At 47.4% G+C, this 11943-nt stretch carries 5 protein-coding genes and 1 pseudogene; 1 reads left to right on the forward strand and 5 read right to left on the reverse strand.

Going from position 1 to position 11943, the window contains the following annotated elements; genetic code table 11:
- Positions 1 to 245: 245 nt before the first annotated feature.
- From QMA09_RS15315 to QMA09_RS15325, 3 genes and pseudogenes are all read right to left on the reverse strand, one after another.
- Complete coding sequence (locus QMA09_RS15315) at positions 246 to 452, reverse strand: hypothetical protein (protein WP_290213736.1); 207 nt, start codon at positions 450 to 452, stop codon at positions 246 to 248.
- A 747-nt stretch (positions 453 to 1199) separates the two neighbouring features.
- Positions 1200 to 2219 (reverse strand): acyltransferase, encoded by a 1020-nt coding sequence (locus QMA09_RS15320; RefSeq protein ID WP_290213737.1) that lies wholly within the window; start codon positions 2217 to 2219, stop codon positions 1200 to 1202.
- Positions 2220 to 2298: 79 nt separating this feature from the next.
- Positions 2299 to 3318, reverse strand: a pseudogene (locus QMA09_RS15325) (patatin-like phospholipase family protein).
- A gap of 626 nt (positions 3319 to 3944) precedes the next feature.
- Between QMA09_RS15325 and QMA09_RS15330 the strand changes: the two are divergent.
- Positions 3945 to 4736, forward strand: coding sequence for a C40 family peptidase (locus tag QMA09_RS15330; RefSeq protein WP_135501626.1), 792 nt, complete (start codon positions 3945 to 3947; stop codon positions 4734 to 4736).
- 686 nt (positions 4737 to 5422) lie between these two features.
- On the opposite strand, the gene QMA09_RS15335 is transcribed toward QMA09_RS15330, so the two are convergent.
- Positions 5423 to 6856, reverse strand: coding sequence for a S1C family serine protease (locus QMA09_RS15335; RefSeq protein WP_290213738.1), 1434 nt, complete (start codon positions 6854 to 6856; stop codon positions 5423 to 5425).
- Positions 6857 to 7444: 588 nt separating this feature from the next.
- Complete coding sequence (locus tag QMA09_RS15340; RefSeq protein ID WP_290213739.1) at positions 7445 to 11677, reverse strand: S8 family serine peptidase; 4233 nt, start codon at positions 11675 to 11677, stop codon at positions 7445 to 7447.
- Between the last annotated feature and the right edge of the window lie 266 nt (positions 11678 to 11943).

Raw genomic sequence — 11943 nt, forward strand, 5'->3', positions numbered from 1 at the left:
CCGCCAAATAGCTGCGCTTGCCGCGGGCGAGCGCCAAGCCTCCTCGGTCGCTTCGCTCCCTGCGGGGTCTCGGCTGTCTCGTCGCTTCGCTGCCCCGCAGGCGTCTCCGCTATTTGGCTCCATATCAGCTATTTTTTATGGTATTCAATTATTCTCAGTGCTGAATAAGAGCTTTCCTCTATTTAGATCCCAAAAGTACAGTGAGAAAAATTCTATTGCGGGTTTTATTCAAGAAAAAAAGCTACTCACCGGAGTGAGTAGCTTGGGTCGTTTGCGGTTTGTTTTTCTTTTGCTTGGCGCGGTTTTTCCAGGTAGTTGATGCGCCCGGTGAAGAGCCGCGTCAGGCGGTTTTGGTAGAACAGGAATGCGCAGATCATGTTGATTTCGTTCAGTTTTTTCGTGGTGTAAACTACTCCAATTGTGATTGAAAGCGTATTATTGTTTAAATACATATATCAATATATTTTATTTCCGATAATATAAGGCTTCTTCAATGATTAACCTATAACAATATAATGTTAAGGACCTTGCGTGTTTAGCTTATGCTGGAATTAGTGCATTATTTCCCGGGAAATTATTTTGTTAAATATCTGATAGACACCGCTTCGTAAGCTCTGGGCATTGCTTACGCAATAAGTCGGGAAGAACTTCCGTCTTGTTGCTTCGTCTAGCCCTTGTTCGCGCCTTCACTGGAAATGCTCTTGAATTATTAAAAAAACATATATATTCTATGTAGTATTACTAAGCTAAATCACTGGGACAAGTTATAAAAGTGAGAGTTTCTTCTATATAGATATATTTTGGTGAAATCGAGAATGAAGCATCTTTTCAATTTCTAAGTTCAAAGGATTAATTGGAAAAGCCCTTCGCTTCTGCGAAGGGCTCCTTCTCGTGCACTTTCGCATTTCGCCCAGGCGAAATGCATGCATCTATGGTTTTGGTTTAGCGGGTTCTCTCGTTAACATGATCTAAACCGGTGTTAACATGATTTAGCTTGAGATTAACATGAAGTGCGGGAGCGTTAACATGACCTAACTGGACATTAACATGAACTGTTTGGAGTTTAACCGGCACTAGCATTCCAGCCTCACCCCACGGTCTAAGTTCTAGAGCTGAAATGGAAGAGCCTAACGCGGCTGGCAGCTGCGTTAGGCTCTTTTTCATAAACGTGCGCATTTCGCTGAGGCGAAATGCACGGCCTACGGCACCAGGTGTTTGATGCCGGGCAGCTTCTGCAGGACGCGGATGATGGCGTAGGACAGGATGAAAATGATGATCCAGGTGACGGGAATGGCTAATGCCGGGTGGAACATGGTCGGGCTGATGGACAGGTATTTGTCGAGATAGTATTGGATGAGCGGATGGATGACGTAGATGCCGAGTGTGGCGGCGCTGATCCGGGTGATGAGTTTATTGGCTTTCAGACGGCCTTCCAGATGTTGGAATAAGGTGAAGACGAATAGCGTGATGGCAAGCGAGTTCGGCCGGTAATGCTCGTAGAAGAATTCGTCGAGTTCGCCTTTGTAGTCGCTCAGGCCCTCGGTGCCGATGTAGGTACCGATATAGCCGAGGAAGGCTGCGGCAGCGAGGTGCGGCAGGTATTTTTTCGGGATGGGATAAAGGAATAGGTAAGCGCCGAGCATGAAATAGCCGATATACGGCTCGAACATTCCCGCTTTGAATGCGACGTCGAAGCCGAGAAAGCGGTTGATGAACGGCATCAGGACGCTGAAGAGAAACCAGAATCCCAGGAAATACAGGAAGGTCTTCTGCGTCATGCGGTCGACGAGGATGCGCAGGAACGGCGCCATCAGGTACAGGCCGATGATCGTGTACAGGAACCACAGGTGGAAATAGACATCATCTGTCAGGAACAACGTAATGGCTTCCCCGGCGGTATAGCTGCGGCCTTGTTCCAATATGCGGTACAGCAAGTAGATGCCGCTCCAGAACACCAACGGAATAAATGCTTTGGCGAGGCGTTTTCTCAAAAAGCTCCATACCGGTTCGTCGGACTTTTTCGTCAAGAGCAATGCGCCGCTCAGCATGAAAAACACCGGCACACACCAGCGCGTGGCGGAGTCGATGGCGTTGGCGAGCTGCCATTCCCATGCTTCCGGCGGTTCGGCGTTGATGATTTTTGACAAGACGTGGATGCCCACGACGGTGAAGATCGCCAATACCCGCAGCCAGTCCATGTATTCAAAGCGTTGCGCCATCGTCTTGCCCCCTTCATTTATACATCCGAACGGTGTTTGTACGTTAGTAATCAATGCCCTGCTTTGCTGCAGGGTAAACTCACCCGTGCAGCAGGCAGTCGCATAGTTCGTCGAGCAATTTTCGGTATTGCGGATCCTTGGTGATGTCGATGCCGAGCGCTTCGAGCTTGTCGAGGTTGAACGGATCGGTGTTGTCGAGTTTTTCCGTGCCAGCCCCGTCCAGCTGCGCCTGGAAACGGAAATAGCGGCGGCGGCCATTGACGGGCGGCACGACTTGGCGCAGCTGGTAGTCGACCGTGTCGCTGCTGCCGTCCATCATGATGTCGAGCATCGGGCGCGCCCAGCCGATATGGCCCCATTTCGAAGCATCCTTTTCGTTGATCGGCGCATGGGCGGCCCCGGTGCCGAGCGACACGACAAGGAACTCTTCCTCATCTGCGTAAATCGCTTTGGCTTCGGCGTACGCGCACATTGCCGGATTATTGGCGAAGACGCCGCCGTCAATAAAAGCATATCCGGGCAGCGACGGGATTTTTTTCGGCACGAAATACGTCGGCGCCGCAGAAGAGGCCCGGCCAGCTTCCTTCATATAAATGTTTTTATGCGGCGGTGTATCGTCGTGGGGATCTTTCGGCGCTTCCGGCACTTCCCCCAGCCTTGAATGCGGACTGCGGAAAAATTCCGGGCTGCGCTGTTCGATTTAATAGCTCGGTATGAGGACGTCGGCCAACGCGTCCGACAGGCGGGCTTCGCCGAAATAATTTTCCAGCACGCTTTCGATGCCGCGCTGGCTGTAACGACGGTAAAGGAATTGCCCGAATGGCAAGTTCAAGAGAAACGGCCGCTTGAAAATCGTCGGCAAATCGCGCTTCAACGATTCACCGAGTTCTTTCGCGCTGTATTTGGGAGCGGAATTTTGCCTTTCCGGATTTTTCGGTACGGCGAGACCCAGTGCCAGCATGCCCCCCACTGATGTGCCGGCCATCAAATCGAACAGTTCGGAAATCGGTTTGCCGGTGCGTTTTTCGATATCGTCGAGCACTACTGCGGGAATGATGCCGCGCACCCCTCCGCCATCTATGGATAGTATCTTTTTCATCGCGCTGCCTCCTCCAAATATCAAATTTCTATAAATTCTGATTATTATCAGGGTAAGTTAGAAAGTCTTAAATGTCAAAAAGAGCAAACCCGCGGATTCTTTTCACCTAAAAAAGAGCGGTTTTATTATTTTATTTTAGTAAATACATTTTTCAGAATAGTAATTTATCCAATACATCAAAAATGTATTAATTCGAGATAATTATTTCCGTATTCGAATTAATTCTGAATACTCTCAATTATTGTGTATTTGTATAATATTTATACAGCATTTCTGTTGATCCAACGGTGTTTGCTGGCGGATGTTTCGCTGTCGTTTATTACGACAAGCGTAATATTCATCACTAATCTTTGGAAATTAATGACTGAAATTCATGTAATAATTACGTAAAAAACTGCTCAAAACCCATGTTTTCTGGATTTTAAACATTTTTTCGAAAAAAAGATGGACGCTGAAAGCGTTGATACGACTGGTTTTATTAACACAGAATATTTTTGTTATACAACTGTAATATAACTGCAATCGAATTGACGTTGTTATTATATGACCCAACATCTATAGTAAATAACAGATTGGTAAACAGACAAACTTATTGTTCGATAATATAAAACGTTAGGGGAAAAACAATGAAAAAATTAGTCTTCACACTTCTTGCAGCTAGTTCATTGGTATTTACTAACTCTGCTACTGACGCACAAGCAGCGTTCACATCAGAAAACAACACAACTACTACAGCTTATGAGGCTGTTCAAACATTAGAAACTAACGAAGTAAACGAAGTGGTGGAAGTCGCAGCTGCGAAAGCAACTGCAAAATCCGGTACTTATAAATTGAAATACAACACAAATGTCCGCGCTGACGCTGGCACGAAATACAAAGTGTTGAAAGTCGCTAAAAAAGGCGCAACTGCTACTGCTACTCACCAGAAAAAAGTAGGCAAGCAAACTTGGTACAAAGTGAAAGTCAGCGGCAAACACGGCTGGGTCCTTAGCACATTGTTGACATCTACGAAAAAAGCTACTGCTAAAAAACCGACAGTGGTCAAAGCTTCAAACTCAACTGTAACTTCTAAAGCCGTTTCAGTCGGCTTGTCACTTAAAGGAACACCTTACCGTTTCGGCGGCACAACAACTGCAGGATTCGATTGCAGCGGCTTCACGCAATATGCGTTCAAACAAGCAGGCAAAAGCATTTCACGCACAACACTTGGCCAATTCGCTGATTCTGTAACAGTTTCAAGCCCACAGCCAGGAGACTTGATCTTCTTCGCTAACACGTACCGCCCAGGCATCTCTCACGTCGGCATCTACATCGGCAACGGCCAATGGGTACACTCTGGCGGCAAGAAAGCTGAAGTCCTAAGCGTAAACGCACCATACTGGGGCGATAAATTCCACAGCTACAAGCGTCTTAAATAAGAAATTTCGAGAGTCCCCTGTATGGGGGCTCTTTTTTTGTTGTTTGGAGGGTGTTGTTTTATATAGAAGGAAGTTGTTTTTTATAGAGGGTTTCTCCCATATGGATTGATGCATTTCGCCATGTCGGAATGCGCACGTGCACCAAAAGAAGCCTAACGCAGCTGGCAGCTGCGTTAGGCTTTTCCATTTATGCTCTTGAACTTGATCATGTAGAGATACTCTCTGGAGCACTCTATTTTGCTAGTGCCGGTTAACTTCCCAACAGTTCATGTTAACGTCCAGCTAGGTCATGTTAACTCACCCGAACTTCATGTTAACTTCCAGCTGACTCATGTTAACTCCTACTTAGTTCATGTTGACGCAAGAATCTTCTACTCAAAAAACAGATGGATGCATTTCGCTCAGGCAAAATGCGCAAGTGCTGGAGAAGGAGCCGTTCGCCGAGGCGAACGGCTTTTCCATTTATACTCTTGAACTAGAATCTTAAAGAGACGCTCCATCGCTAGTGCCGGTTAAACTCAAAAGAGTTCATGTCAAACTCCTGCTAGGTCATGTTAACGATCCCGCACTTCATGTTAACTTCCGGCTAGATCATGTTAACGCCGATTTAGTTCATGTTAACGGGAAAAAGCTTGAATCTTAGCCCATAAAAAAAACACGCTCGGCAGCTGCCGGGCGTGTTTGGTTTATTCGTGCATCATCGTTTGGATCTGGTAGTCGCCGTATTCATCGATGACGACGGTGAAGATGGTGTGGTGTGTTTCTTTCAGCGTTTCGCCACTTTCCGTGTCGTGGTAGATGAATTCGGCTGTCGCTTCGATCAGCGCGTCGTTTTTGCTGATTTCAACGCGGGCAATAGTGGCGTTTACGGCGTCGAACGTCCGTGTTTCACTTCTCAGCTCTTCCACTTGCTTCTTGCCTTCAATCGCCCCTTCACTGTCTGGAAGCAGGTAAGATTCGTAGTAATTCATTTCTGGGTCGTTCAATGCGTATGGCAGCAATTCATAATAGCCTTCAATAAAACTTGTCAGCAAAGATTCGTCGAAATAGGCGTCTTTGACGTCTGGCAAGACAACTTCTTCTTCTTCGTATTCAATCGGATTGTTGATCCATTCGGCCAATTGGCCGGAGATGCTGTGGATCGGAATGGCGTAGCCAAGTTCAGGCGTCTCTTCGAGGATAATCGAGTTGATGCCGATGATGCTTTCCGATTCAGCATCGATCAGCGGTCCGCCACTGGAGCCTTTTTTCAAGATTGCGGTCATTTCGTAAAGTCCATTGTATTCGTAATCGGATGAAAAGCTCTTGCCGACTGCCGTGATTTCACCTTCGGTAGCAGTATTCGCCTGGTCTTCCGGGCTGCCGATTGCGACTACTTTCGTACCTACAGCAACTTCTTCTGAAGCCATTGGCATCGGCTGTTTGCCGGCCAATTCTTTGACCCGTACCAACGCAACGTCGGTCGTTTCAGAAAAGCCAATGACTTGGCCGTTGAATTCCTGGCCGTTGCTGTTTTTCAGCATCACATACGACGCATCCTTGACGACGTGGGCATTGGTCAAGATATCCCCTTTATCGTTGTAAAGAAAGCCTGAGCCTTGTTCCAGGTCCGTATAAAGCGTATAGACATGCGTTTGGGCGTTGGCAATCATTTGGTCAAGGTCTTTTTCAGGTGCTTCGACCGATACGGCCACCGGTTCCACTTCTGGTTCCGGTTCTTGTTCTGGTTCCGCTTCAGGCTCCGGCTCGGTCACGACGATTTCTTCAACCGGCTCTTCTTGAGCAGGCTTGTCTTCCCGTGCATCCTCAACAGTACCTTCAACAGGCGGCGCTTCTTCTGCCGGCACTTCGATTTCTTCCGCTTTCGTATCAAAACCTGCGTAATTCTTCTCGCTGAATGCGTGTTCTTTCATTTGCATGTCAGGCTGGTCATTTTGCTCAATCAAGGCATAGCTTCCGCCGGTAACTCCCAGCAAGAGCAAGAGCGATAATACCGCTGTCCAAATGCGGCGTTTCGGGCTCTGGCCTTGTTTTCTATGTTCAATGCGTTTATTCATAAAATCCGTCACTTCCCTTTTCATGTCCTTCATATAGACGAGCGAAGGTGCTAATGGTTTCACCTGGCCAAGTTGCTTTTTCTATTATAGCAAGCCCCGGCGAAAAGTTCCGCTCAGAGCGCTAAGATGCATCAAAAGAAACCCTAAAAGCACCGTTTGGCAGAAAAAAAACGCGCAGCCATGTAGGCTGCGCGGTTTTAGAGTTTGTTGATAAAGATAACTCATATCTCCAATTGAGTCGATATTCCGCAAAACAGCACCGCTTTCCTGCGGGCTTGCGCCGAACTAACTCGTGCTAGCGCCTGAGTGGATTTCGGCACTTCATCGCTTCCCTGCTCCCGCGGGAGTCGGAGCTATTTTGCTCTATATTTGGAGAAACGAGAGAAATTACAGAAATTGAATCTTTCATGCTCTTCAATAAAAGAAGTGATTCTCTATTAAGATATACCTTTGAATGAAGCGGAAGGCGGCGACTCCTGCGGGAATAGTGGGACGATGGAGACCCCGGAAGCACGCGTAAGCGGGCTGAGGAGGCTCCATTGCCCACCCCGCGGAAAGCGTCCGGCTGAAGCGCAATGAAAAGAGTTGTAGATGACTCTCTCTAAAAAAAGTATAAAACCCGCACAGCCAAGGCTGCGCGGGTTCAAGAGATTAGTTATTATCCAAAAGCTCTAGAATATCAAGGCTGCGATAAAGCACTACTGCTGTTTCGCCGCGTGTGATGCGTGCTTGTGGATCGAATGTGTTGCCTTCGCGCCCAGTGAACACACCAAGTGCTTCGGCTTGTTTCACGGTTTCAAGCGCGTACGAGCTGATTTTCGATTGATCCGCAAACTTATGTGTTGCGTCCAAGCCTTCAAGGAGTGAAGCATCCTCATAAGCGATTGCGCGGATCATCATCGTTGCAGCTTGTTCGCGTGTAATCGGCGCGTTCGGGTTGTAGTTCCCTTTTTCATCGCCTTTGACGATTCCAGCGCGTGCAGCTGCTTCGATTTCTTTGTAAGCCCAAGTCGTTTTCGAGTTGACGTCAGAGAATGTCCCCGTCGAGTCTTTGACTTCCAATTCCAGCGAGCGGACCAATAATGCCGCAAGCTGAGCGCGCGTCAAGTCAGCGTTCGGTCCGAACAATGTCTCTGTTTGGCCGTTGATGATGCCTTGTGTCGCTAGCGTTTCGATCTGGTCTTTAGCCCAGTAAGTCTGGATATCCGAGAAAGTTGTCTTCTCTTTCGTGATTGTGAATGATTTCTCTGTCACGTGCCCAGCCAAATCTTTCACCACGAATTTGAATTTATTTTCGCCCATCTTCACAGGCACTGTTGCCGTGATGTTTTTATTGAAGCCTTTGTCGTATGGCTCTACAAGGTCTTGGCGGAACACTTCATCGTCATAGATGTAAGCGGCGATTTGGCCGAAATTGTCTTTGACGTTGAATGTTACTTCCACTTCATCCACGTTGCCTTTAACTTTTGCCGGTACGGTTACTGCTGTAACGACAGCCGGTTTCGTATCAACGTGCACTTCGCGGCGCAATTCCATTTCGTTGCCGAATGCATCCACTGCTTTAACCGTTACGTATTGCACGCCGTCAGCCAATGTCAATGTGTGTGCAAAGTTCTTGCCGTCGAATGAAGTAGCTTCTTGGCCGTTCACTGTCAATGAAACGATTTTCGAATCGTCCTCGACCGTCCCTTTGACTTCGACTTTATTCGTATTATGGACTGAAGTCACTTCAGGTGTCGTGAAGAAGATGACCGGTTCTTTCGTTTCTTCTGGGTACGTTGAAAGTTCGACTTCTGTTGAGTTGCCAGCAACGTCGTAGAATACCGCTTTCACGTCATCGCCTTTCACAACATCGGCAACTTTGTATTCATTTGTTGCTGGAGACAACGATTTCGCCGTTTCGCTTTCCGTCACTTCTTTGCCGTTGACGAATACTTCCCAGCGGTCTGCGTCGTTATTGTCTGTGAAGCTTGATACTTTTACAGTGCTTGCAGCTGTGTCGAATGAAGCGTCTGCTTCAGGCTTAACCGTATCCACTTTGATCGGGAATTCGATTGACTGCCATTCAGCGCCTTCAAAATCGATGACTGCGCGCAGCTGGATTTGGTAATCGCCGTCAGTGACAGTTTTGCCGTAGACTTTTCCATCCCAAGCATAAAGCGGGTTAAGTGTGTACGGTGCTTCTGTCGAATAATGTTTGATCAGGTCTTTGCCTGTTGCAATCGTACGCAATTTCTTGCCGTCTTTGTCCAAGACGTTGACTTCCAAGTTTTTCGCGTTGCGCATCAATGTGAAGACCGGAAGCGCCAAGTCGACTGATCCATCCGCGTTCGGAGAAAATGCGAATTTCTCTGGCACGTATCCGCCAGCGAATGTTCCGCCAGTGATGTCATTGCCTTCGTCGTCAATCAAAAGAGTCGTGCCGTAGAAAGATGTTGGATCCCATGTAAATTCATCGAAGATGCTTGCGTCGTCCCATTCGCCGTTAAAGCCGAAGAATGGCACTTGCAGATCCGGGTTGCCGGTTACTTCTTCTTCAGGATCCTGCAATGATACGAAGCCATCGATGAAGAATCCGTTCGTGAAGTTTTGGTAGAATTCTTCATCGCTCAATGCTGAAGCATCAACCGTTACTGTGAATTCTTTGCTGCTGTTTGCCGGTACTGTCAGTGTTTCCGGAGCGTCGATTTGAACGTCGTCCGTGATCACTTGTGAACCGTAAAGGTTCGGTACTGTGATAGCCGTTCCTTTGTCATCCACCAGATTATCCGTTTGCAGGTCTACATATACATCGTAGCTAGCGTCTTCATCTTTGAAGTTCTCCGCTTTCAATGTGAATGAGAATTTGCCGTCTTTGATTTCTTTCAACGCCACTTTTCCAAGGCCAGTTGCTGTGTCTGTCAACATTACGTCCGTAGACAAAGCATCATGCAATGACATAAGCCCTGCACCTTGGCGTCTTGGCGAAACGAATTCGTTTTCATCCAAGTTCACGACGTCTGCCGTGTTCATCATCAAGTTTTTCGCGTATGTCACGCGGTCTTTGCCTTTCAGGCCAAGCTCGTTCATGCGCTCGAACAATAACGCCGCGCCGCCCGCTACGTGCGGAGCTGCCATTGACGTACCGCTCATCAAGCCGTACTCGTCGTTGTTCAATGTTGAGAAGATGTTGCCGCCTGGTGCTGTGATTTCAGGTTTGAAATCCAAGTTCGGAGTCGGGCCCCACGATGTGAAATCGCTCATTTCGCCCGCTGCCGGGTTTTTCATTTCAAAGAATTCGCCGTCGAACTCAATTGTCGGTGTCGTGCCTGCATCCAATGCCGCTTTCATCGCTTGTCCGTCCGCTTGAAGCGCTGACATATAAGGGATTTGAATCGCTGCATCAGAAGCCATGCTGATTGTGCCAGTTGTGTTGTTGTAGATGATGACCGCTGCAGCGCCTGCTGCTTGGGCGTTCAATCCTTTTTCAACAAATGAAATCGATCCGCGGGATACTAGAGCTACTTTACCCGTGAAATCTTTGCCTGCGAAGTCAGCCGCTGTACCGAAACCAGCGTCCATCACTTCATAAGAAGCTTCCGGCAAATCGCGTGGATCTTTGTCGTTCGCCAACAAGTACAAACCGCGCTCTTCGCCTGTGCCGATATCAAAACCGAAGCTCATCGCTGTGATGATGTCGTTTTCGAATGAAGCCACGCCGAACGAATCCACTGATACACTTGGTGAACCTGTCAATGCGTAATCCTGGTTATCCGCTGATGGATAATAATAGCCCGATCCGAACATATCCGAGTTCCCTGCGGAAATGGACATCAAAATGCCGTTATTCGTTGCGCGTTCAACCGCTTTTTGCTCCGGGTTCGATGTATCAACGAAACCTGCAGTCGAGCCAAGTGACATGTTAATGACATCCGCGCCCAATTTGATCGAATCGTCAATCGCTTTTACGTAAATATCGCCGTAAGTCGATGGGAATTTAGGATCGTTGCCGAATACTTTCAACGCCAAAAGCTGTGCTTCAGGAGCAACACCTTTAATGCCGCCGTTTTCTTCATCGCCGTTCGCTCCGACCGTACCTGCAACGTGCATACCGTGCATAGAAGCTTCTGGTCCAAGGTCAAGGATTTCGTTATTGCCATCCATGTAGTTATAGCCGAAAGGCACTTTAGCTGTATGGTATTGGCCATTTTCCACTAAACCGTCTGCCGCCAATTGATCCACTTCCGCTTTCGTGATGTCGCCAGTCGCGTCATCCGTCAGCACCATGTCTTTGTGGCTTGGATCGATTCCTGTGTCAATAACGCCGACAACCATGTCTTCGCCAGTGTAACCGTAATCATTCCACACTTCTTGCGCCTGTACCAAGTCCTTCGAATACTTCATCTCCGGCTGGACTTCAGGGCGCTGGTATTCAGTCGCTTCGTAGACTGCTTGAACGCCAGTCGTATTCGCGATGCCTTCTACTTCACCCGCTTCAACTTCTGCTGAGAAGCCGTTGAAAACAGTAGTGAAATTCTCGAAATATGTAATGCGGGGTGATTTTTTCAAAATCGAAGCCTTAACAGAAGCTTGATCTTTTTCTACCGCCGCTTCTAATGACTTCTTCTGGGAATCCGGCAAGCTCTTATAAAGAACGCCTTGGTTGGTAGCCGTTTCAATTGCTGGCGCTTTCTCAAGCTCTACAATGATCCGCACTTTCTTGCTTGGATTTTCCGGATTGACGAACTTGTCCGGCAAGGCCAAAGCTGGCTTTTCTAGTTCCATCGTAATGGGTTGTCTTGCTTGCAGCTCCGCTGCCGCCGTGCCGGTGATGCCGAACGTCGCTGAACTCAGCGTCATCATGATGGCTGCAGCCACCACTAAAACTGATTTAGACTTGCTCAATGTGTTTCCCCCTTGTGCTTTTTTTGCAATTGATACAATGTTTTCAATTGCGTAACAACTTAAATTTACCATAATTTTTCATTAAAGAAAAGATTATTAAATGATTCAAAAGGTTTATTTTTTGGAATGTGCTTACAATTTAATATGTAATTGTAATACAACAGTCTATACTTCCAATTTCACCCTTGTGTACTTGGTATGAGATAAATATTTATGTTATTTAAAGAATATAAAGTCATTTCATCTTAGGCATACCGGATTCTGCA

It is taken from the genome of Planococcus sp. APC 3906, from assembly GCF_030407685.1.
Classification (GTDB): domain Bacteria; phylum Bacillota; class Bacilli; order Bacillales_A; family Planococcaceae; genus Planococcus; species Planococcus koreensis.

What these genes read in the sequence shown, in the direction of transcription:
- QMA09_RS15315 (WP_290213736.1), bottom strand. Translation starts at nt 452, where the DNA reads ATGTATTTAAACAATAATACGCTTTCAATCACAATTGGAGTAGTTTAC.
- QMA09_RS15320 (WP_290213737.1), bottom strand. Translation starts at nt 2,219, where the DNA reads ATGGCGCAACGCTTTGAATACATGGACTGGCTGCGGGTATTGGCGATC.
- QMA09_RS15330 (WP_135501626.1), top strand. Translation starts at nt 3,945, where the DNA reads ATGAAAAAATTAGTCTTCACACTTCTTGCAGCTAGTTCATTGGTATTT.